This is a genomic window from Spirosoma knui (assembly GCF_054780635.1).
Map to the genome: position 1 here is coordinate 30,068 of NZ_BAAGVY010000010.1, position 22,346 is coordinate 52,413.

The 22,346-nt window shown below is 50.9% G+C and carries 22 protein-coding genes; 6 read left to right on the plus strand and 16 right to left on the minus strand.

What is annotated here, in order from left to right; all coding sequences use genetic code 11:
• Positions 1–71 precede the first annotated feature (71 nt).
• The 7 genes from ACYVIY_RS19535 to ACYVIY_RS19565 form a co-directional block, all read right to left on the minus strand.
• Entirely contained in the window at positions 72–524 is a 453-nt protein-coding gene (locus ACYVIY_RS19535; RefSeq protein WP_460978080.1) for a hypothetical protein, read from the minus strand.
• Between the two features lie 12 nt (positions 525–536).
• On the minus strand, positions 537–1,268 hold the full coding sequence (locus ACYVIY_RS19540; RefSeq protein WP_460978081.1) for a tetratricopeptide repeat protein: 732 nt from the start codon (positions 1,266–1,268) through the stop codon (positions 537–539).
• Positions 1,265–1,855 carry an RNA polymerase sigma factor gene (locus tag ACYVIY_RS19545; protein WP_460978082.1) on the minus strand — a complete coding sequence of 197 codons (591 nt, stop codon included), beginning with the start codon at positions 1,853–1,855 and terminating at the stop codon, positions 1,265–1,267. The genes ACYVIY_RS19540 and ACYVIY_RS19545 overlap by 4 nt, the downstream gene beginning before the upstream one ends.
• 161 nt (positions 1,856–2,016) lie before the next feature.
• Positions 2,017–3,189 carry a site-2 protease family protein gene (locus ACYVIY_RS19550; RefSeq protein ID WP_460978083.1) on the minus strand — a complete coding sequence of 391 codons (1,173 nt, stop codon included), beginning with the start codon at positions 3,187–3,189 and terminating at the stop codon, positions 2,017–2,019.
• Between the two features lie 60 nt (positions 3,190–3,249).
• Positions 3,250–3,906 carry an HAD family hydrolase gene (locus tag ACYVIY_RS19555; protein ID WP_460978084.1) on the minus strand — a complete coding sequence of 219 codons (657 nt, stop codon included), beginning with the start codon at positions 3,904–3,906 and terminating at the stop codon, positions 3,250–3,252.
• 68 nt (positions 3,907–3,974) lie between these two features.
• On the minus strand, positions 3,975–4,928 hold the full coding sequence (locus ACYVIY_RS19560; RefSeq protein WP_460978085.1) for an acetyl-CoA carboxylase carboxyltransferase subunit alpha: 954 nt from the start codon (positions 4,926–4,928) through the stop codon (positions 3,975–3,977).
• Positions 4,929–5,012: 84 nt separating this feature from the next.
• Entirely contained in the window at positions 5,013–6,443 is a 1,431-nt protein-coding gene (locus ACYVIY_RS19565) for an MBL fold metallo-hydrolase RNA specificity domain-containing protein (protein WP_460978086.1), read from the minus strand.
• 141 nt (positions 6,444–6,584) lie between these two features.
• Here ACYVIY_RS19565 and dacB point away from each other — a divergent pair, with 141 nt between their 5' ends.
• A complete protein-coding gene (dacB, locus tag ACYVIY_RS19570) occupies positions 6,585–8,120 on the plus strand; it encodes a D-alanyl-D-alanine carboxypeptidase/D-alanyl-D-alanine endopeptidase (RefSeq protein ID WP_460978087.1) in 1,536 nt (511 codons plus the stop codon).
• 69 nt (positions 8,121–8,189) lie between these two features.
• Here the strand turns inward: dacB and ACYVIY_RS19575 are convergent, their stop codons facing one another.
• The 3 genes from ACYVIY_RS19575 to hslV all read right to left on the minus strand — a co-directional run bounded on the left by ACYVIY_RS19575 (position 8,190) and on the right by hslV (position 10,716).
• Positions 8,190–8,654, minus strand: a complete 465-nt coding sequence (locus ACYVIY_RS19575; RefSeq protein WP_460978088.1) for a response regulator — start codon at positions 8,652–8,654, stop codon at positions 8,190–8,192.
• Positions 8,608–10,056: a sensor histidine kinase gene (locus tag ACYVIY_RS19580; protein ID WP_460978089.1), complete on the minus strand. Its 1,449-nt coding sequence runs from the start codon at positions 10,054–10,056 to the stop codon at positions 8,608–8,610. Before ACYVIY_RS19580 ends, ACYVIY_RS19575 begins: the two co-directional genes overlap by 47 nt.
• Positions 10,057–10,176: 120 nt before the next feature.
• Positions 10,177–10,716, minus strand: coding sequence for an ATP-dependent protease subunit HslV (hslV, locus tag ACYVIY_RS19585; RefSeq protein ID WP_460978090.1), 540 nt, complete (start codon positions 10,714–10,716; stop codon positions 10,177–10,179).
• Positions 10,717–10,842: 126 nt separating this feature from the next.
• Between hslV and ACYVIY_RS19590 the strand changes: the two genes are divergently transcribed.
• Positions 10,843–11,922 (plus strand): SMP-30/gluconolactonase/LRE family protein, encoded by a 1,080-nt coding sequence (locus tag ACYVIY_RS19590; RefSeq protein ID WP_460978091.1) that lies wholly within the window; start codon positions 10,843–10,845, stop codon positions 11,920–11,922.
• Positions 11,923–11,933: 11 nt separating this feature from the next.
• Here ACYVIY_RS19590 and ACYVIY_RS19595 read toward each other — a convergent pair whose 3' ends face one another.
• Complete coding sequence (locus ACYVIY_RS19595) at positions 11,934–12,413, minus strand: Lrp/AsnC ligand binding domain-containing protein (protein WP_460978092.1); 480 nt, start codon at positions 12,411–12,413, stop codon at positions 11,934–11,936.
• A 546-nt stretch (positions 12,414–12,959) separates the two neighbouring features.
• Here ACYVIY_RS19595 and lepA point away from each other — a divergent pair.
• The gene (gene lepA / locus ACYVIY_RS19600; protein WP_460978093.1) at positions 12,960–14,750 is read left to right on the plus strand and encodes a translation elongation factor 4; all 1,791 of its coding nucleotides are present in this window, start codon (positions 12,960–12,962) and stop codon (positions 14,748–14,750) included.
• Positions 14,751–14,807: 57 nt separating this feature from the next.
• Here the strand turns inward: lepA and ACYVIY_RS19605 are convergent, their stop codons facing one another.
• Both ACYVIY_RS19605 and ACYVIY_RS19610 read right to left on the minus strand, forming a co-directional pair.
• Positions 14,808–15,581: a M48 family metallopeptidase gene (locus ACYVIY_RS19605; protein ID WP_460978094.1), complete on the minus strand. Its 774-nt coding sequence runs from the start codon at positions 15,579–15,581 to the stop codon at positions 14,808–14,810.
• Between the two features lie 342 nt (positions 15,582–15,923).
• Positions 15,924–16,130: a hypothetical protein gene (locus tag ACYVIY_RS19610; RefSeq protein ID WP_460978095.1), complete on the minus strand. Its 207-nt coding sequence runs from the start codon at positions 16,128–16,130 to the stop codon at positions 15,924–15,926.
• A 311-nt stretch (positions 16,131–16,441) separates the two neighbouring features.
• Between ACYVIY_RS19610 and ACYVIY_RS19615 the strand changes: the two genes are divergently transcribed.
• The 3 genes from ACYVIY_RS19615 to ACYVIY_RS19625 all read left to right on the plus strand — a co-directional run bounded on the left by ACYVIY_RS19615 (position 16,442) and on the right by ACYVIY_RS19625 (position 19,043).
• A complete protein-coding gene (locus ACYVIY_RS19615) occupies positions 16,442–17,287 on the plus strand; it encodes a hypothetical protein (RefSeq protein ID WP_460978096.1) in 846 nt (281 codons plus the stop codon).
• Positions 17,288–17,449: 162 nt separating this feature from the next.
• Complete coding sequence (locus tag ACYVIY_RS19620; protein ID WP_460978097.1) at positions 17,450–17,977, plus strand: hypothetical protein; 528 nt, start codon at positions 17,450–17,452, stop codon at positions 17,975–17,977.
• A gap of 178 nt (positions 17,978–18,155) precedes the next feature.
• Positions 18,156–19,043, plus strand: a complete 888-nt coding sequence (locus tag ACYVIY_RS19625; protein ID WP_460978098.1) for a hypothetical protein — start codon at positions 18,156–18,158, stop codon at positions 19,041–19,043.
• 162 nt (positions 19,044–19,205) lie between these two features.
• Here the strand turns inward: ACYVIY_RS19625 and ACYVIY_RS19630 are convergent, their stop codons facing one another.
• The 3 genes from ACYVIY_RS19630 to ACYVIY_RS19640 form a co-directional block, all read right to left on the minus strand.
• Positions 19,206–20,177 carry an alpha/beta fold hydrolase gene (locus ACYVIY_RS19630; protein WP_460978099.1) on the minus strand — a complete coding sequence of 324 codons (972 nt, stop codon included), beginning with the start codon at positions 20,175–20,177 and terminating at the stop codon, positions 19,206–19,208.
• A gap of 136 nt (positions 20,178–20,313) precedes the next feature.
• Complete coding sequence (locus tag ACYVIY_RS19635) at positions 20,314–21,054, minus strand: LytR/AlgR family response regulator transcription factor (protein ID WP_460978100.1); 741 nt, start codon at positions 21,052–21,054, stop codon at positions 20,314–20,316.
• A complete protein-coding gene (locus ACYVIY_RS19640) occupies positions 21,051–22,280 on the minus strand; it encodes a histidine kinase (RefSeq protein ID WP_460978101.1) in 1,230 nt (409 codons plus the stop codon). Before ACYVIY_RS19640 ends, ACYVIY_RS19635 begins: the two co-directional genes overlap by 4 nt.
• Positions 22,281–22,346: the final 66 nt, after the last annotated feature.

Sequence of the window (22,346 nt, forward strand, 5' to 3'; positions counted from 1 at the left end):
TGCTGCTTTCTTGTAAACCAGTACGTTCAGCAACAAAAGTAATTCGATCTCCGCAAAAACGTTTCTACACCTTATCGACCGCCCGTTTTGATTGTTTTCAGCAATACCGGCTGACCAACCATCTTGGCCATAATCTGATTCAACTCATTCGGATCAGGAATTTTGGGTCGTGGCGGGCGCGGAGCCTGGAACGAATCGACGCCGTTCATTACGTCGCCGGGACTTGCCATAGCCCCCGTTTTCTGAGTGGACTTACCACCGGATTTCTTATCCTGCCCCTGTACGGCTCCTATGTTTTTACCACTGACGATCACGGTTCCGTCGGCGCTAACGTGCATAGAATCAGCCGTAATGGGTGCCTGACCGGTTCGACGGGGCGCTTGCTTGAGAAAATAATCTACCCACTCCGTAATGTGCTGCACCGATGTGCCGGGCTCAAATTTCAGCACCAGTTTATCCTGCTGATTCATTAACGTGTTTACCGCCGAAACGGCCGATTTCTTATCAATCTTACTGGTATTCATAAGGCGTTTAGATTATGAATCTAATGTATTGAGCAGCTTTTCAGCTTCAGCTTTACCTTCCAAGTTCTTACGAACTACCTCTTCAAGCAATTTTTTCGCCTGACTCTTATCCGCTGGCCGACCTCGTTTTATGAGCGCGATCGCTTCGTAAAATGAGCCAGGATTGGCGAACAAGTCGGTGCGCTCACCAAGGCGGTGAAACCGCTCGATGGCCTGATCGTACTCACCCTGACGTAACGCGGCAATACCCGCGTATTTCAGAGCCCGGTCGTTGGTTGGCTGACTAGCCAGTACGCCTTCAAATACCGTTTCGGCTTCGGCCAGCTTGTTTTCATTGAATAAGCCAACACCCGTTTTCAGGCTATCGGTCTCGCCACTCATGGTCGTGCTCAATTGGTTGAACGTAGTGCTGATGTACGCATCGGCCAGTTGCGCGGCCCCCTCCGACTCGTTGCGAAGCCGATAGACTGACCAGCCTAACCCGAGAATGAGCACAATACTGGCAGCCGCGGCCCAGCGCATGGGTGCACTCATCAACGGTTTACTGGTGCGTTGGCGCAGGGCATCGAGTTCCGCCTGTCGTTCGGCGCGGGCTTCATTTCTGGCGGTTTGTTTCGCGAGTACGTAAAACGCGAGCGCGTCGGCTACGGCAGGGTCGGTACGTAGCGCTGTTTCGAACCGGGTTCGCTCGTCGGCGGAGAGCTGCCCGTTCACGTAGTTCTCAATGAGTTCCAGATCAATCATAGGGTTGCGCGATATCGTTCACGAAGTTTATCCAGGCAACGTAGGCGGCTGGTCTTGGCCACGGCAGCGGTGTTATACCCCATAGCCGCGGCAATCTCGTCATCCGAGTACCCCTCACCCCATGACAGAATCATGGCCCGACATTTCTCGCCCAGTTCACGCAGATGCCGGTAGAGATTTTCTACGTCGCTCTGCGCAATCAAACGCTGCACTGCCGACTTGGCCTCGTCGGGCAACTGCATCAGCGAATCATCCAGCGAGAAGGCATCGTGTACGCTACTTCGATTAGTCGTTTTTTTTCGAATTGCGTCAACACATTTGTTCGTAAATATTTGATAGAGATAGGTTTTAAGTTCCGAACGCCCTTCAAAACGGCCCGTAGTGATGTGCTCGAAGATCGTTAAAACCGCGTCAGAATAGGCGCTGGCGCACTCATCTTCGCTTAACCGATGCTTACGCGTACCATCGGCAATGAGGTAATCGTATTTTTCGTACAACTTGTTTTCGTAAAGCCGACGCTGCGTTCCGCCCGCCCGGATACCGGCCATTAAATCAGCATCGGGGAGCTGCCGGGAAAAAAGTCGCATACTATAAACGGGGATTGTGTGCCCGTAAGGTACTAAAAATAGGGTATTGGCAGCGCTATACGGCTGAATTTCATCAGGATAAGTCTGTAAACGGCAAAACCCTGTCTGCGTTGGTACGTAGCAGACAGGGTTTCGAAACCTTATATTCAATTCGGTAACGCCTACAACAGAAAAGGCCGGGGGCTAAAGCACAGCACGAAGATCAATAAGGCCAGCCAGCCCAACACCTGGCGCGTTGCATTGAGCGGCTGCTCCTGCTCGGTTTCGGGGTGATAAACGCCCAGGAATCGACCCACTACAAAGACAAATACCAGAAAATTAGGGTAGCCCTCCCAATCCGGACGTATCCACGAGCACAATAGTTGCAGGGCGACAACGCTCACTGTAATAAACCATACGGTGGTGCGATTCTCGCTGATCCGCGAAAAGCACAACGACAGAAACAAGATGTACAGGCCGAGGTAGCCCAGCTCGGTAAAAAAGGCTTCGTTTGAAGGAATCGCGAAATCGACTGGTTTGAAAAACCCAAGCCCGGCATAAAACGCGAACGTAATAAACAGAGCGGGTGCTATCCAGCGGTACCGTTTCGGGCCGACGAGGGCGTACAGGATGTGTCCGCCATCGAGCTGACCGATGGGGATCAGGTTCAGCGAGGTAAAGAACAGGGCTAGGTAGCCAGCCAGCACGTATGGGTAATGCATCATTTCGTAGGGATGAGGTACCCGGGCAGGATCCGCTACGTAGTTCGTAAAAAAGCTGAACAATAAATTGTCACCTAAACCAACTGGCCCATCCGGCGGCATATTGGCATAGGCGTATTTAGCATAATCAAGCCCCCATTTCTGGTATTCAGGATGAATGGTGAAGATAAACTCCGGTGGAGGCAGATGAGTAAACGCGTACCACAACACAGCAAGCGCCAGCACAAATCCCGCCAGCGGACCAGCAATGCCAATGTCGAAGTATTTCCGGCGACTATTGATGTAATCCTGAATGCGAATAAAGGCCCCTAACGTACCGATACTTTGCCCGATACCCAGCCACAGCGGAATATAATACGGTAGGGTCACCCGAACGCGGTTCGCCTTCGCCGTAAAATAATGACCGAATTCATGCACGGTAAGGATCGCCAGGAACGGTACCGAAAACTGAAATCCGGCCACGAACTCGGCCCAGCCCAACGGTTTCATACCCTTGACTCCCAAGCTTTCCATAACGCTCTCCGGAAGGAACACCCGGCCGTACATCCACTCCGCCCCGGCCAAGGTTGTGGTAACAAGCGTAATTAAAAAAAGACCTCCGTGAAGGAGGTACGTTTTGGTACGTGGCGTCATACAGGTAACGCGGGTAGAAACCCACAGTAAACAGCGGCACGGGCTTCCCACCCGCGTTACTTATTTATCCTCTAAGTAATCTAAAATCGTTTTGGGCGGTTGCACATGCACCGCCTGAATACCTAACTCCGCAGCCGCCTGGATGTTCGCAGCATTATCGTCGAAGAAAGCCGTTTCCTCGGCCACCAGACCCGCTTCGGACAAGACATGCTGGTAGATTTCAGGTGAAGGCTTCGCCAGGCGCACTTCGTACGAATAAAACACCCGCTCGAAGAGCTCCTCCAACGTGGGCTGGCCCATACCCGTCAGGACGCGGTTCACCTGCCGAATGTGGATGGGACTGGTATTGCTGAGCAGAAACAGCCGGTAGTTTGGTTTCAACGCTTTAATGCGCTCAATCCGTTCGAGCGGCAAATCCAGTAGCACGGTATTCCAGGCCGTATCGATGACCTCATCGGCCCACGCATCCGAGGCTACCGTTTCGGTGCCGGCCTCAGTCGCCCGATTTCTTAACAACTCCCGAACGTGGCTCCGGAAGGATTCATCATCGATCAGACCGGTTTCGTACCGATTGATAAAGTCGTGCTGTTTCCAGATCGCCCGCACGTCCTCTTCGGGCAGTTTAGCCAGCATAGCGAAGTTGCGGATAGGAGCCGTCAGGTCAATCGGTATAATGACATCTCCAAGATCAAAAATGAGGTTTTTAAGCGTTGCCATATACGTTAGTTAAACCATTCTAATAGTACGGGTTGAAAAGCAGGACCGTTCCGGATGGAAGGGACAACTTACTCAACCACTACGCCCATTGAGCAGAACTTATCAATACGCTGGTTGATACGTTCCTGTGGATCAATGGCACTCAGTTCGGCTAACGTATCAAGGATGACTGTTTTAAGATGGTTGGCCATCTCATTGTGGTCGTTATGCGCTCCGCCCAGTGGTTCGTCAACGATACCGTCTACGAGTTTGAACGTAGCCATATCTTTAGCGGTCAGCTTCATGGCTTCGGCGGCCTGCTCCTTATAATTCCAGCTTCGCCACAGGATGGTTGAGCAGTTCTCGGGCGAAATCACCGAATACCACGTATTTTCCAGCATGAGCACGCGGTCACCGATGGCAATACCCAACGCGCCACCGGAGGCTCCTTCGCCGATAACGATGCAGATAACCGGCACCGTCAGCATAAACATCTCTTTCAGGTTACGGGCAATGGCTTCGCCCTGCCCGCGCTCTTCGGCTTCCAGGCCCGGAAAGGCTCCTGGAGTGTCGATCAACGTAATGATTGGCTTATTGAACTTTTCGGCCAATTTCATCAGCCGCAGGGCTTTCCGGTAACCTTCCGGATTGGGCATCCCGAAATTGCGGTGCTGGCGCTGCTTGGTGTTACGTCCTTTCTGCTGACCGATGATCATTACGGTTTGTCCATCTAACTCGCAGAAACCGCCCACCATAGCCGGGTCGTCGCGGACGCTGCGGTCGCCATGCAGTTCGATGAACTGATCGCACATTAGCGAAATGTAATCCAGGGTATACGGCCGGTCGGGGTGGCGGGACAGCTGAACCCGTTGCCAACGCGTAAGGTTCTGATAGATCTCCCGGCGGAGCTTATCAATACTTTGTTCAAGAACACCAACCGCTTCACTAACATCTACATTACTGGTTTGCGCCAATGTTTTGGTTTCCTCCAGCCGCGATTCCAGGTCGGCAATGGGCTTTTCAAAGTCTAGGTATGTTCTCATAAAAGAAGGGAGGAAGGAGGAAAGGGACAAACCGGAGGAGAGACAAAACACGTTCCTCCTTACGCCCTCTCTTCCCTTTACTCCTTATAGTTCAAAGCTTTCGCCTTTTTTTGGAATAATTACTTGTGGGTAACCAGCTTCGGCCAGCGTCGCCTTAAACGACTCCATGCTCTCATATTCTCCGTGGACAAGAAAAATATTCCGAAGTGTTTCGGGCGACTGCATCCCCACAAAATTCATTAAGTCATTGCGATCGCCGTGACCGCTGAACACGTCGATTTTCTCGATGTTTGCCAGCACCTGGTGATCTTTACCTTTGATACTCAGCGTCTGCTGCCCGTTTAGCAGCCGCCAGCCAAGCGTTCCTTCGGCGCAGTAGCCGATAATCAGAATGGTTGAATACGGATTGCTAATATTTTCGGCAACGTGGTACTCGACCCGACCGCCCTGCACCATGCCCGATGAGGAGATGATAATGCAGGGTTCGCCGTAATTTGACACGGCTTTACTCGCTTTCGATGACTCCAGAAACTGGAAGTTCTGAAAGTCGAACAAGGCTTCATTTTCCTTATAAAACTCCTTAGCCTCCCCGTTCAGCATCTTTACGTGCTGCGTGTAGATTTTGGAGCTCTCAAACGCCATGGGGCTATCCGAGAAAACCCGAATCGGCGGAAAGTCGCGTTCAGTGTACAGACGATTCAGCGTATACAGCAAAGCCTGGGTCCGCCCCACACTGAACGAAGGAATAATGAGTCTGCCGGGAATATCGATACATGTCCGCTGAATAATTTCAGCCAGTGCATCTTCAGGCGACATCATATTCTCGTGCAGCCGATTGCCGTAGGTGCTTTCGCAGACCAGATAATCAACCGGCGGAACGGGAGCCGGATCAACCAGAAGCGGGTAATTACGACGCCCAATGTCGCCAGAGAAGCAAATGCTTTTACGCTCCCCGTTCTCCGTTACGTTGATCACAATATGGGCCGCCCCCAGCAAGTGACCAGCAGGAATGAACGTAACATCGACGCCATCGGCTACTTTAAACTTTCGGTTAAAGGCAATGGGCACTACGTTCTCCATGGCTTCGCGGACCTGTTTATCGAGAAACAAGTCTTTCTGCATCTGCGCCTGCCGATCTTTTACGCGCTGTTTCTTACTGGCGTTCAACTCGTTAATGCGCTTCTGATTTAGGGAAGCGGCATCTCTAAGCAATACGTTCGTCAAGGCGAATGTCGGTTCGGTACAGAGAATCTGGCCTTCGTACCCTTCCCGAAATAGATTGGGCAGATTCCCCGAATGGTCGACGTGAGCGTGCGTGAGTAGGACTAAGTTTATGCTTGAAGCCTCAAACGGAAAGAATCCTGGATGAGGAGTTGTTGGGACCGCTTGACCGTTGGAACCGGATCGTTCCATGTCCGACCCACAGTCAATCAGGATGCGATAATCATCCTCCAGTTCCAGCAGGTACATACTACCTGTAACCTGCCGGGCTGCCCCCAGAAATGATAATTTCATGCGTATAGCTTAAATAGCCAGTGGCTTTTTGATCAAAATCGTTAAAGGGTGGTTTAGCGCAAGTTGGGTGGTACGAATTACGTAAGTTTGCAAAAGTACGAAATACCGCTCGAATCGCCTAACTGTTCCCAAACGCGCTTTATGCCCTATTTTACCTCTTTCTTACGGGTCAACCCGCTCGCTTTTCTATTTGTTTTTTTTACGGCCATTCGAGCCTTTCCGCAGGCCCAGCCAACCGTCGATTCGCTGGCAACGCAACGTCTGTTAAGACAGGTAGAAGCGTTTCAGGCCGGACCTGCCGTCCGCTTCGGAACGGTCGCACTTTCGGTTCGTCGGGTGCGGGATGGTGAAGAGCTTATTGGCTATAATGCCCGCCAAAGTTTGCCTTCTGCCTCTACGCTTAAACTGATTACTACCGCTACGGCCGTAGCGGTGCTTGGGCCGAGCTATACCTATACCACCACACTCGAATACGACGGCACCATCGCCGACAGCGTGCTTACGGGCAACCTGTACATCCGCGGCACGGGCGACCCGTCGCTGGGCAGTTGGCGCTACCCCGGCTACAACGACGTATCAGCGCAGCTCAAAAGCTGGTCGGACGCGGTACGAGCCGCTGGTATTCGCCGGATTCAGGGCGCGGTGGTGGGCGATGCCAGTCTTTACGATGATCTGACGACTCCCGACACCTGGCCGTTCGGCGACCTGGGCAATTATTACGGTGCCAGCCTAAGCGCACTTAATATGAACGAAAACTTGTATCGCGTATTTTTCCGGCCCGGCAAATCGGTGGGTGCCCCGACGACGGTGTTACGTACCGATCCATTGATTCCATACGTAACGTTTCGCAATACGGTCACGACCGATGCCCCCAATACAGGCGATCAGGTAAACATTTACGGTACGCCGTTCATGAATCAGCAGTGGCTGACCGGGAAAGTACCGATGGGCGAACCCGCCAATGAGTTCAGCGTGAAAGGAGCCTTGCCCGACCCGGCCTATTTTGCCGCTTACGCCTTGCAGGAGCAACTCACTCAGGAGAACGTAACGATCAGCGGCCCACCCGTTTCGCTGGGCGGGGGCTTGTCCACCACAGTAGTTACGTCGGGAAAACGAACGGTGCTTAACCAGCACAAATCTCCAGCGTTGGCCGAGCTAATCCAGCAGACCAATTTCCAAAGTATCAATCTATACGCCGAGGCTTTACTACGTACTACGTCGCTGGCGCTCGCCAAACCGGTTCGTTCCACCGAAGCCAGCATTGACGCACTGGTAACATTCTGGAAAAACAAAGGGGTAGATCTGGAAGGGTTCCGAATTCGGGACGGCAGCGGTTTGTCGGCCGTTGGGGCACTCACCGCCGACAATATGACGGGCATTCTGAGCGCAATGGGTCGCGAAAAAACGTTTCCGCAGTTTTATGCAACGATCCCGGTTGTCGGACAGAGTGGCACAGTACGTACACTAGCTCGAGGAACAGCCGCAGCGGGTAACATCCGGGCCAAAAGTGGCTCGATTGAAGGCGTTCGGGCGTATGCTGGCTATTTTACCGCCACCGACGGCGAGCCTATGACCTTTTGTGTCCTTGTCAATAAGTTCACGCCCGGCCAGAACCGGACGGTTACTGCTGAACTGGAGAAGATTTTTGTGAACCTGGTGAAGCTATCGGGGAAATAAACGGAATAGATATCTGAAATGCGTCTTCCCTATAGTGGCACACGCATTTCATTTAGTAGCCTTCGGGCTTCACTCACCCGACTCGTGTTCGCAGATTGTCACTACGTTGAACCAGTACTGGCCAATTGCCTTAGTCACTTCACTCAGCCGCTGAAAGGTAGGCGGTTTGGTGATGAAGCTGTTGGCCCCATTGAAATACGAGGTTTCGATGTCGTCCTTCGCGTCGGAAGTCGTCAGGACAACAATCGGAATATGGCGCAATTGCTCACTACTCTTGATTTCACGCAGGGCCTCGCGACCATCTTTGCGAGGCATGTTCAAGTCCAGCAGAATCAGTTCCGGCAACGAATGTTCGGCACCAACGTAACGACCTTCATACTTCAAGAAGTCAAGCAAGTCCTCACCGTCTTCGGCAAATGAGATGCGGCTGGAGGGGTAGTGCTGATGAAAAGCCTCACGGGTGAGGTAACGGTCGTCCTCATCGTCATCAACCAACAGTATATGAATAGGCTTCGGTTGAGTTTGGTCGGTCATAGTTCTGCATTAATTGGCTTTCAGGTAAAACTACCACGAAGGTTGTGCCCTGATTAGGCTGACTACGGGCGGTAATGTACCCCTGGTGATACACAACAACCCGCTTGCAGATAGCCAGCCCGATACCGGTACCTTCAAAAGCGGTTTTGCCGTGCAATCGTTGAAAAACTTTAAAGATATGGTCCAGGTATTTTTCATCAAAACCGATTCCGTTGTCTTCGACAATTATTTCGAAATAACGGCGGCCCGCCACGAGTTCGGGATAGTCGCGGCCATCAACGGCCCGCGCTTCAATCCGTAAAACGGGCTGCACATCGGTTCTTACAAATTTAAGTGCGTTCGAAATTAAGTTATTAAACAGGTGATCCATCTGGCTGGCAACTGCCGGAATCATGGGCAACCACCCAACGATCACCTGCACGTCCAGTCCTTTGATCCGTAGCTCCTGATCGTCCAGAATCCGGCGAACAATGTCGTTCAGTTTGACGGGCTCAAAATCCTCGCGGTGATTCGAGATGCGCGAAAAATTCAGCAGGTCTTTGATCAGCTTGGACATCCGTTCCGCCGAATGGGAAATCTTGTTCATGAACATCCGGCTGTCCCCATCGAACAAATTACTGTACCGCTCCGTAATTAAATCGGCAAACGATTGAATCTTACGCAGCGGCTCTTGCAAATCGTGGCTGGCGACGAAGGCAAAGCGCTCCAGTTCATCATTGGAAGCCTGCAACTGCCGGATCTGCTCTTTCAGTTTAACCTCAAACGCCCGAAGCTGATCTTCGGTTTCCTGCCGGTGCGACAACTCCTGCTCAAGCAGGCGGTACGAAATTGCCAATGTAATGAACGTTAACAGCGACAGCGAAAAAATAAGGATGATGGTATGTCGAAACGACCGTTCGGCCTGATCATTTCGCAGCTCCACCAGAATCTGCTCCATGTCGACCATAATCGCCACCTGCCGACGTAACGCATCCATGCGCCGTTTTTCTTCGGCACTTAGCTTTAAACTGGCGATCTTACCGACCGGCGACTGATTGATGCGTACCTTGGTGATTTCCAGCTTCGCCAGGATGAGCTGCTCAAGCTTCCTGACTCGTTTCTGCGGAGACTCATTCGGCCCCATCAGGTTACGCAAGCGCGCTAACTCCTGCGGCAACTGACTGACGGCCAGGTCGTAAGGTTCCAGATAACCAGGATCGTTGGTTAGCGTATAGCCTCTGGCTCCAGTCTCCACATCCTTCACCAGCGATAAGATCGTTTCAATGGCGCTGGTGACTTCGTACGTATGCCGGACCTGCTTGGTTGCTTCCCGATATTGGGTGTAGCTGTAAAAAGAGATGGTAAACCCCGACGCAATCAGCACCATCGCTACAACGAAGCCCAACGCAATGCGTCGGCTCATAAGTTTGGGTGCAAATCGATTGATTAATTTCATAACGCCGGTTAATCGTATACGTCGCAAAGATAAAAAAGACAGCGTAAACCTAACGAACCGGCCTACGCCCTTCCCATCGGTTTGTTTCTACAACGTCTCGACCATAATATTATGATTGGTATAGATGCAGACGTCAGCGGCAATGTGTAAGCTCTCCCTGACCATCTCTTCGGCGGAGAGCGTAGCCGCGTGCTTTTTCAGGGCAACAGCCGCCGACTGTGCATACATACCGCCCGACCCGATGGCCGCTACGTCATGATCGGGCTCGATTACGTCGCCAGTGCCCGACACCAGCAGCAGATCTTCTTTGGAGGCAACGATCATCATAGCTTCCAGCTTACGCAAGTACCGGTCTGTACGCCAGTCTTTTGCCAGTTCAATAGCCGCTCGTTTCAGGTTGCCGCCATAGGCATTCAGCTTTTCTTCGAATCGTTCGATCAGCGTAAAGGCATCGGCGGTTGACCCCGCAAAACCGGCCAGTATTTTTCCGCCCATCAACACCCGAACTTTCCGAACATTACTCTTGGCGACAGTATTGCCCATCGTCGCCTGCCCGTCGGCACCGAGCGATACTTGCCCATTATGCCGGATGCCAACAACAGTGGTAGCGTGAATTACAGGTTGCATGTATTGTGATTTGGTTGTGTAGTATAACACGTCTGGGGCAAATTTCGTCCGCTACACGGTAAAAAAGCAACTGAACAAACCCAGCAAATGGTCAGTTCAGAAAAAACACCATAATGCAGAACGCTTATGAAGGCCGCTTTCTTGTTCATTTTCTTGACATCACTGAGCAGTGCAGCGCAAACGGTTTCGGCCCGATTGGAAGAAGCCGTGTCTTTTGGACCCTATCAGCCCGTTGGCGTCGCCATATCCAAAGCCAATCGATTGTTCGTTTCATTTCCCCGCTGGACCGATACGTATCAGTACGGTTTGGTCGAAGTAACCAAAGACGGTCAACGCAAACCGTTCCCGGATGCCGCCTGGAATCAATGGGACACGACGGCCCCTCAACAGCATTTTGTTAGTGTGCAAGCCTTGTTTATCGACCAGGACGATGCGCTCTGGGTGCTCGATCCGGCCAACCCCAACTTCGGCAAGTCGATTCCCGCCGGGGTTAAGCTGCTACGTATTGATTTAGCTACTAATCGGATTACAAACACGTACCGTTTCAACGATCTGCCTCTAACACAGGCCGGTCTGAACGACATACAGGTCGATCCGCGTCGGCAGGTGGTTTATCTCTCCGATCCGGGCCGGGCCTGCCTGGTTGTGCTGGATTTGAAAACGGGAAAAAGCCGGAGTGTACTCACTAAACATTCATCTACTACAGCCGACCCGAATGTGGTCTTAACGATCGACGGGAAGGAGGTTCGCGACAATAGCGGCAAACCGTTTTCCAGTCATGTCAACGGCATTGCTCTTACCCCCGACTTCAAGTACCTGTATTACCGCCCAATCACCAAAAAGCGCCTGTACCGCCTTGAAACGGACCGGCTGAACGATGCATCGCTTACGGATCAGCAGTTGGGCGCTTACGTAAAAGATATGGGCGAAGCGGGCATTTCGCATGGCATGATTGCCGACAAGGCGGGCAATGTATACATGGGTGACTCGCCAGCGAAAACCATCCGGCGTATGACACCGGCGGGTAAACTCGAAACGGTAGTAACCGATGAGCGGTTGCTTTGGCCCGACAGCTACGCCATTACGTCGGATGAGTACCTCTACGTAACGGCGGCCCAGTATGAGCGGCTTCCTAAGTTCAATGGGGGCGTCAGTCAGGTAAAAGAGCCCTACTGGTTATTCCGGGTCAAACTACTGCGTAAGTAACCCGTCAGGCGTTACTCTTTCAGTTCGGCGAAGGGAATAGGCCGATTTACGCTTTCTTCGAGGGATATAAACGTTTCAGTACGCTGGATGCCACTTACTTTCTGGATCTTATCATGTAGTACCTCGCGCAGATGTTGGGTATCGCGGCAGACAATCTTGGCAAAAATGCTATAGATACCTGTTGTGTAATGAATATTGACTACCTCGGGTATGCTTTCCAACTGCTTCGACACTTCAGCATATAACGAACTTTTGTCGAGATAAATACCCAGAAAGGCGCTGATATCCCAGCCCAGTTTGGCGTGATCGATCACCAGTTGCGAGCCGCGTACAATGCCCATCTGTTTCAGTTTATTCATCCGAACGTGAACCGTCCCGCCCGAAACGAAGATTCGTTTGCCAATTTCGGTATAGGCCATATTCGCGTCCTGCATGAGCAGACTGAGGATTTTCAGATCGGTATTATCAATCTCTAAATTTTTCTCGACCATTTTTTGATAGTTTTTGATGAATGCTAACAAAAGTAGCCATTTTTTAAACAAACGATAAATTTTCAGAAATTTTCATGTAAAATTTGCAATTAACTGACTGGCTATACTATATTTGCATTGTCAAGTTGATCGAGCGGGGTCACACGCCGATCTTCTTGGCAACTTTTCTCACACTGTAGGATGTCGAAATTGGCAGACGTGCCCTCCTGTCTCGGGGGTGGTGATAAGGGATAAACGCAGCATAATGCCGCCCGCAAGGGCGACTGGGGTTGACCACCAGGATTTGTACTGTAGCTAACTGCACCGTGGGCGGTTCGAGTCCCCCTCCTACAGCACTTGTCCAAGTCACGGACATTTACGATTTTAGTTTGTTGATGAAGTGTAATTGAACACGCCGGCTCCCTGATGAGTCCGGCGTTTGTTTTTTCTACTCGGCTTGGTTCTGACCAAACGCGGACTTTTTTGCTTATTTTTGCGGTTTATAGACTGTATGAATCTGCTACGTTAAATTCATACGTCCTACATCGTAAATCGCAATTCACCTACGTGAAACATATCCGTAATTTTTGCATCATCGCCCACATTGACCACGGCAAGAGTACACTGGCTGACCGACTGTTAGAATTTACCAAGACCGTTGGAGCCCGCGACATGCAGGCGCAATTGCTGGACGATATGGATCTGGAACGCGAGCGGGGCATTACCATCAAGAGCCACGCCATTCAGATGAACTACACCTACCAGGGTGAGACCTATACGCTCAACCTGATCGATACGCCCGGCCACGTTGACTTTTCCTACGAAGTGTCGCGCTCGATTGCCGCCTGCGAAGGCGCTTTGCTGCTGGTCGATGCTTCGCAGGGTACCGAGGCCCAGACGATCTCAAATCTGTACCTGGCCCTGAATAATGATTTGGTTATCATTCCGGTCTTGAACAAAATCGACCTGCCGGGTGCCATGCCCGAAGAGGTAAAAGACGAAATGGTGGACCTGCTCGGCTGCGAACGAGATGACATCATTCCGGCCAGCGGTAAGGAAGGCATCGGTGTGCCCGAAATTTTGGCGGCTATCGTCGAACGCATTCCGGCTCCCAAAGGTGATCCCAACGGCCCGCTGCAGGCGTTGATTTTCGACTCTCATTTCAATTCGTACCGGGGTATCGAAGTTATCTTCCGGAATGTCAACGGGCGTATTCGGAAAGGCGACCGAGTGAAATTCATGAACACCGGCAAGGAGTATGTTGCCGATGAAGTGGGTACGCTTGGTTTGTCGCAGGTGCCAAAAGACGTGATCGAGTGTGGCGACGTAGGCTACCTGATTTCCGGGATTAAAGTGGCCAAAGAAGTAAAAGTGGGTGATACCATCACTACGCTTGACAATCCGGCTACTGCTGCCATTCAGGGTTTTTCGGAAGTTAAACCCATGGTATTTGCCGGGATTTACCCCGTCGAGACCAGCGAGTTCGAAGACCTGCGTGACGCCATGGAAAAGCTACAGCTAAACGATGCGGCTCTGGTCTGGGAACCCGAAACATCGGCAGCGCTGGGCTTTGGGTTCCGATGCGGCTTCCTCGGCATGCTCCACATGGAGATCGTGCAGGAACGGCTGGAACGCGAGTTTGATATGACCGTTATTACGACTGTACCGTCGGTGCGGTTCGAGGTCGTAACCACCAAAGGTCAGGAACTGCAGGTGTCGGCACCCGCTGAGATGCCCGAGCCGAACCTGATCGATTACATCGAAGAACCCTTTATCCGGGCGCAGATCATCACGAAAGCCGAGTACGTTGGCGGCATTATGGGCCTGTGCATGGATAAGCGTTCCAACCTCAAAAACCAGGTCTACCTCACCGCCGACCGGGTCGAACTACAGTTCGAAATGCCGCTGGCGGAGGTCGTGTTCGACTTTTTTGACAAGCTTAAAACCATTTCGCGCGGTTATGCGTCGCTCGATTATGAGTTTATGGACAACCGTGAGTCCGATATGGTGAAGCTGGACGTAATGCTCAACGGCGATAAAGTCGACGCGCTGTCGGCCATTGTTCACCGGTCGAAGTCGTACGAATGGGGTAAAAAATTGTGCGAGAAACTTCGGGAGTTGATACCCCGTCAGCAATTTGAGATAGCTATTCAGGCCGCTATCGGCCAGAAAATCATTGCCCGTGAAACCCTGAGTGCCCTGCGTAAAGACGTACTGGCGAAATGCTACGGGGGTGATATTTCCCGGAAGCGTAAACTGCTGGAGAAGCAGAAGAAAGGTAAAAAGCGGATGCGTCAGGTCGGTAACGTAGAGATTCCGCAGGAAGCGTTTATGGCCGTTCTGAAAATTAATCAATAGCTTACATTTTGCAGGCACTATGTACAGGCCCGTCGGTATGCCGACGGGCCTGCTTTGTTAGCGGGTCAATCCATCGCGACGAGCGCGGTTACGTACCCGATCGGCCCGGGTCTTGCTGTCGGGGTGGCTAGAAAGAAACGTAGTGATACGTCCTCCGCTATTTCCGCCACTTAGCTTGGCCAATTTCTCGAATGAGGTAGCTAAGGCCATGACGCTATAGCCGTTCCGTTTCAGAAAATCATAGCTGTAATCATCGGCCTCCGTTTCCTGCTGACGGCTAAACGACGCGCCTACCAGGTAATCCGCGGCACCCGCCAGTTGCGACCGCGACACTTTACCTACAAGGCCGGATTGGGAAGCACCCGCATTCCGCAGAGCCGACCGGCGAAGTGCGCCTTTCATGGCATCGCGGGAGTCGTGATTAATGACGTGGCCAATTTCGTGGCCCATAATGGCCAGCAGCTCGTTGTCCGTCATGATGTCCATAAGTCCTTTGAAGACTCGTACGCTGCCATCGGCGGTGGCAAATGCGTTTACATCAGGGACCATATACACCTTGTAATTGATGGGCAAGCCCCCGATCGTCCGGTGACGGCTGACAATTCGGTTCAGCCGCTGTGTGTACGGGTCATTCGGTCCGGCAATGGGATTTTTAGCATCCATCTCCTGTATAGCCTGTTTGGAGTATTGAGCCACCTGCGCGTCGGACAACGTAATGGAGCTGGCACCTTCCATCAGCGCCTGCAAGAGATTCGGGTCGATCCGTATCTGAGCCAGTATGGGAGTAGATAAGCCGACTACGAAAAAGAGACTACTTAGTATGCGTTTCATGGTTTATATCGGTTGAGTATGGATGGGCAGAACAAGCGATCGTTATGCTCCACTTTCGTTTCGTTACTTATCCTATTGACTACTCAACCCAGGCAAAAGTTTAATCAGGGTACATATATCAACCTAGTTTTCGCCTAACCGTAACGACCGAAACAGTTCGTTGCCAGCAACTATCCAGCAGGTTGCTGCAACGGATCAAACCCTTCGAAAGCGTCTGTACATCTTCCGATTCAATGTAACAGAGAGGCCTGAACGTACTAAACCGGATAGCCTGAACAAGCCGAAGACACGCTGTTCTTCCCTTGCTCAGGCTACCGAACGTAACGTGGCTTATACAGAAATTTAGGCCTTTGCTCCTTTCTCCTGACCGCTAGTGAGCTTTGTCAGTTTAGTCGCGTCATAATCCTCTTCCGTCGGATTGTCTTCATTGCTGGTCTCACAGGTTACGGTCCGGCCATTGTCTTTAACGGCTTTTACGGTCATTGGCGCGCTACCTTCCAGCAGGGTAACCTGATCGCCGGGTTGAAACTGGGTTGGCGTGTTTTCCATATCGTTTGATGGTTAGATGGATTGGAGTGATTTGTTTCCAGCTTCTTCTGGAAATCGATTCTTATTACCCAAAACTATAAAACTGGGGATATGGTGTTCCTCAACCCATCATATTCTTATTGTATACCCAAATCAGGAGCGCGTTTTACTTAAGCACTGGGTGTCTCACGCTCGAATTAACACTCCGTTCAGGCCGCTAGCCGCTAAATTCTACCAGTTACGGACGTCTGTGGGCCAGCTATTGGTTTTAGCTGGTCGCTCACTAGCGCCCCATCTACTTTTGCCACGTAATAACATTCTCTTTGTTAACCATGCAACAACATACGATGGCGGCCTTGGCCGTAAATGGACTTTTGATTACGTGTCTGCTGAGCGCTTGCCAAACCGAAAAACTGGTGTCTCCTCTAAATCCTGCGGCCCAAGCTCCGGACCCAGCCGCGACCTTAACCAGTACCGATGGAGCAACTACCCGAATTAATCGCAAGCTGATTAAGTATGATGGCAGCAAACTGCTTTACAATGCCGACGATCGGTTATGGAAAGTAATCGATACGCCTACTGAGTATACTGAGTACTCCTACAGTCCGGGAACGCTTGTGTCCATCCGTTACAAGAATGGTCAGAAAACCAGCCAGATTTCATACACGCTAAACGCCGATGGACGATGTATTTCGTCTAAACACGTTAATTCGCTGGATACCAAGGTGTATAAGTACGAGTACAATGCGCAGGGGCGGCTTATTAAACGGTATAACGCCAACGCCGTGAACGAACGTCACGAATATGAGTACGACAGTAATGGCGAATTATTGGTGTTTAAAACGTTTGACTCAGGTAATCTGAAGGGCGTTGAGATTACCTTTAGCTACAGTGTGCCAGGCGAGCCCATGCAGATAGACCGTTACCGGCTAAACTCCACCTTGTTAGCCCCGCTAGATGAGCATCTACCAATCTTTGGGGCCTTTTCGAAACACCTCATCCGGCGTATTACGTACAAGGCGTGTGGTAACAACGATGTGGTTGAATACCTGTATACGTACACGTTGAACAACGACGGGCTGGCTACAGAACAGAAAGTAACAAACATGGTTACGAACGCGCTAATCTGGAAAAGCGTGTTTGTATACTCAGGTTACGGTCTAATCCTAGTAAATTAAGCCTTAACTCCTTCTAAAACACCGCCTGGTTATGCATCGAATAATCAGGCGGTGTTTTGTATGTTGATTTATCAAGGTAAACTTAATCCTCAGATTCGGCTCATCCGTACCATTAGACCAAAGCGTTACGTTTCTTTCCAGTAAAATACACACCATTAATTCATGCATTCAATTTGGTTTACGATTGCCACTGCGGCCTGGTGCATAGTAGGGTTGGTCCTGTTGATCCGTAGTGTTACGTCACTCATTGGCGCGTATACATCTGGCATCCGCATCGAGCAGAGTGCCCTGGCAGCAACGTTCCGCTTCGATCTGCCAGAGCCAGGGGTGTATGAAGTAGCGATAAAGCGAGCTTCAGTCTTCGGCGCAATCCCCAGGAATAACTCGTTTCAGATCAACGAACTCGCGAATAATCAGTCAATCGCCGTCGATAATTACGCCTTTCTAACCAGCAAACGTACCGACATGTCCGGTCATCGTATCGTACCGGTGGCGGAGTTCGCCATTGAACAACCGGGCTCTTTTCAGTTTACCAATCCAGCTACGGCGAAGTTTACTCAGACCGACAAATTATTGATTGGACCCAAGGCAGGTCTTAAAGGAGTGCTGCTGATCCTGGCGACCGTATTTACGGGTATTCTTTTCATCAGCGGATTCGTGTTTTTCCTGCTGTCGCTCATCAACAGGTAGTGCCTCGGTTTGAATTAACTTAACCTTTCTAGGCGTCTGCTTTTCCCAAAGCTGCCTGGCCGGTGAGCATAAATAAATTTTGGCTATTAAAACCTCATAACGGTTCAGTGAAACAGCCGTCATATGTGTAATGGCTTATTACATTTGTACCGAACGTTTCACTTTACCGTCTTTTGATATGCGTTTATTTCACCGACTGGGTTTAACCCTTCTCGCCGTTGGACTATTGCAAGCTTGTAAGCCGGAACAGCCCGATCCTGCTGTGACAGATCAAAGCTCAACCAGCGATTCGTTGATAACGGTCACGGTGCCTGACTTTGCCACCGTTATTAAGACTTCAATTACACCTAAGGGGAAGTTAGATCGGATAACGAATACATATCAGTATGGTAATCCTGGTAACCCTGATGGCATCACCACTAACTTACTCTACGATGCCAAACAGCGAATCATCGGCCATACTGTGCTTAACTCACCTTCCAAAGGTGTAGACAATGCGTTTATCTACGAGTACGCCAATGACAAACCTTATCGTACTTTCAATAAAGTAATCAATCCAGATAAGTCGGTATTCTATTTTATGGAGCAGTTGGTGTATGATGCGAAGGAGCGTCCCAGTGCGCACCTTTTGTACCGGGTAGAGGTCGGTGGGCAGGCTCGTTTGCTGGAACGCAACACCCTGATTTACGACTCAGCGAATCGACTAGTAGAGATTAAAGACCCAAACCGATATCACCTTGGCCAACTATTCGACTACAAAGGCGATAACCTACAGTTATTGAGGCACAAAAACGCCGATGGCACACTTTCAAACCTTCAGACGGAGTACCGCTATGATGACAAACCAAACATCCTGAAAGGCGTTTTTTGGCGATTTAGTCTGGACTATATTCATGAAAATCTGAGTAACAATAACCTAATCAGCCGAACCTTCAAAGACAATATAACTCTTTCCACGCCCACGGATTACGTTTTGGAGTATGATACTCAGAACAGGTTGATCCGTCGATCATCCACCTCTGCAAGTTTAGGCTTGGAGACGGTATCGTACTTCTTTAATGATTAAGCACCCGCGACGCGGGTTTGAAAGATTATAGACAGCTCCGAAGACTTTTTAGGCCTAGCTTCTTTAGTATTGATCTTAAGCCTAAAAAGTCTGGGGCTCTACGTATCGTTACGCTCCTAAACGGATTGCCACAGGCTAGTCAGTCTGCCCATGTTCAGGCGCTCAAGCCAGGAGCCAGTAACTGTTTAGGGTTGAGTTGATTGTCGTAGGCTGCGATACGTTCACCGCTGTATTTTCCAGATGCGCGACAACTTTACCAATGGCCTCCTTGGAGGTTTCGATGCCATGTGCCGTGTTCGCCAGCACCTGGTGGCTCCGCAACGAAGGGATATGCCGTTGAGCCAGCCGAACCGTTTCCTGCGGGGGAAATAGGAGGTCTTTTTCGCCCAATACCAGGTGAATATCAGTACTTAGGTTGTTCAATTCTTCCTTGCTCAACGGTGCCGGATAGTCTCCCCGGAACTTGTGATTTTTTAACGCGTAGAGCAGGTATTGACTGATCAGATGCCGATAAACAGGTGGAACGGTATGCGTCGGTGAACAGAAAATAGCCGCGTTCAGAAACTGATTGAGTGTCTCCTGGGTGGGCCAGAGCATGGGTAATAGATTGTAATATAGATTTCGGAACGACGACGAGAAGGGTTGGATACCGGCCGGGTTCAGCAGTATCGCTTTCTCAATCCGTTCGGGTGCAGCCAGGCACAGTTTAAGGCAAATCAGTCCACCCAGCGAGGCACCGGCAATGGTGGTCTTTTGCAGCCCGAGTCCATCCAGCACTTCGGTGGCCCAACGCCCGTAGGCATCCGTTTTTACGTCGGGGCACTCCCCGTCACTCAGGCTCGGCTGCCCGTTCACTTCTACGATGTAATACCGATACTGTTCCCGAAGGGGAAGCAGCGCATTATCCATATCCCAAAACAAACCGCAGGTACGGGCACCGGGAAAAAAGACGATTGTTTTGGCTTCTGTCAGGTGCAGGTTAGCGCCCCATACCCGCGTCATGCCGAATGAAGTCAGCACCGTAATCCGCTCGTACGAAAACCCATTCAGTGCTTCTATTTTCTGATTCCAGTGTTCCAGAAAGGTGACGGCTTCGGCCGGTTTTTTAAACGTTGATACACGGTGAGTTCTCATACGGAGTGTTCGTGGGTTAAAGTAGGATGACAACTCAAAACTATCCGTGATACCCGGAATCCGGTAGGCGAAACCGATAGTAGGCAGATCTGGGTCAATAACTGGTCTGTTCAGCTTGATAATTGGGTAATTGCCATCAAATACGTTCGAGCAGATTCAGAAACTCCTGCTTCTTATTCCGCGATACCGGAATGTTTTTGTTGTTAGCCATGATTACCTCCCCCCCGTCTCCCCGGATGTATTTCTGCACGTACCGCACGTTGATCAGGTAGCCATGATGCACCCGGCAAAACCCCTTGCTTTCGAGCACGTCTTCAACTTCCTTCAGCGTTTTCGAGATTAAAACGGCTTTTCCATTTGTCAAAAAGAAATGCGTATAGCCACCGTCAGATTCGCAGTAGTATATCTCTTCGCTTTGCAGAATTTGCAGACCTTCCATGGTGGGCAACGCAATGCGGTCGCCGGTCTTCTGCCGATTTAGGTAGGCCACAAACTCATCAACCTGAGAAGTCGACCGGATTGACAGGGCTTCCTGAGCTTTTGAAATCGCCTGCCGCAGTTCGTCCTTATCGATAGGTTTCAGGATGTAGTCGAGCGCATTATGCCGAATCGCCTGAATCGCGTATTCATTGTAGGCCGTCGTAAAAATGACCCGAAAATCTCTAAACTGGCAGGTCTTGAGCATATCGAACCCACTCATTCCCGGCATTTCAATGTCCAGAAACACCAGATCAGGGTGATGAAGATCAACCGCAGCTACTCCCTCCGGACCGTCGCTGCAAGAGGCCAATAACGTAATTTGAGGGCAGTATTTCGCCAGCAACAACGCCAGTACGTCGCGGCAATGTTTTTCATCGTCTACCAGAACAGCAGTCATGAGAACGGTAATTTTAAGGTAAAAGATACGCTCGTTCCGGCCGCTACTCCCTCGGCCCGGTATTGATCAACTATATCGATGCGGGCGTTAGCGCCGTACATTTCGTTTACAAGCTGCAACCGCTCCTCCATCAGCTTTATGCCTTCCGCTTTGTGACTCGACAGCTGATTAGGACGTAGCTGAGCTGCAGCTACCCGCCCGATGCCATTATCGTCGATTTCAATAATCAGGTTTCCGGCCTGCTGCCGACACGTAATCTGCAACTTCGGCGCTCCGCCTTTCATCGGCAACAGCCCGTGCCAAATCGCATTTTCAACGTAGGGATGCGTAATGAGCGGAGGCACATGAATGGTATCCAGATCAAGGTCAGGCTGGACCTCAAACACGACGTCAAATTTTTTGTCACAACGCAGTTGTTCCAGTTCCAAGTATATTTCCAGCGCTTTAAGCTCTCTCCGCAACGATACCCACTCGGTTTTTGAGTTATCGATTACCTGCCGCATCAGCCGCGAGAACTTGGTGAGCAGATCGGACGCTCGTTCCATATCCTGCTGCAGAATAAAGCTGTTGATCGACGTCAGGCTATTGAAAATAAAGTGCGGGTTCATCTGCATCCGGAGCGCCAGTAGTTTCGTTTCGGCCACCCGCTTATTGGTTTCCATCAACTGTCGCTCAGCGTTCTGATACGCCTGTTGTACGTCTACCTGCCTGATCTTCTGCGCACACAAAGCCGCTACGGTCGTCAGGATCTTCAGGTGCCGGGGCTGAAAGAAATTCCGGGCTGGGTGTTCGGCATCAATAACGCCCAGCACCTGCCCTTCCCACACAATCGGTACGGTGATCTCGGACAAACGAACGGCATCATCCGGTATATACCGACGATCGAGGGACGTGTCGCCAATCACTTCGGGTTGGCCCGATCGGGCTACCGATCCCACAATTCCTTTTCCCAGCGGAATCTCGATCGGCTGCAAAATAGTATAAGATTGAGGGCTTTTAGGCCCGTGAGCCGCTTTCTGCACCAGCACCCCACGCTCCTGGTCAAGCCAGTATACCACACAGTCGACAAAATTGAGCCGGCTGATGCAGTTTCTGGCGACGTCCCAGAGTACCTCGTCGATGGTCGTTTGGGTAATGAGCGAGGTCGCGAAAAAGGTAATGGCCCGTTCCGCTTCCAGCTCTTCTGCCAACGCCCGACAACTCGGTGACTTACTAGGGGGAGCCATGGAGTGTTTAACTATTTTTCTCATTCACATAGGTCGACAATCGCTTTGCAGCCCTTCAGAATCCTA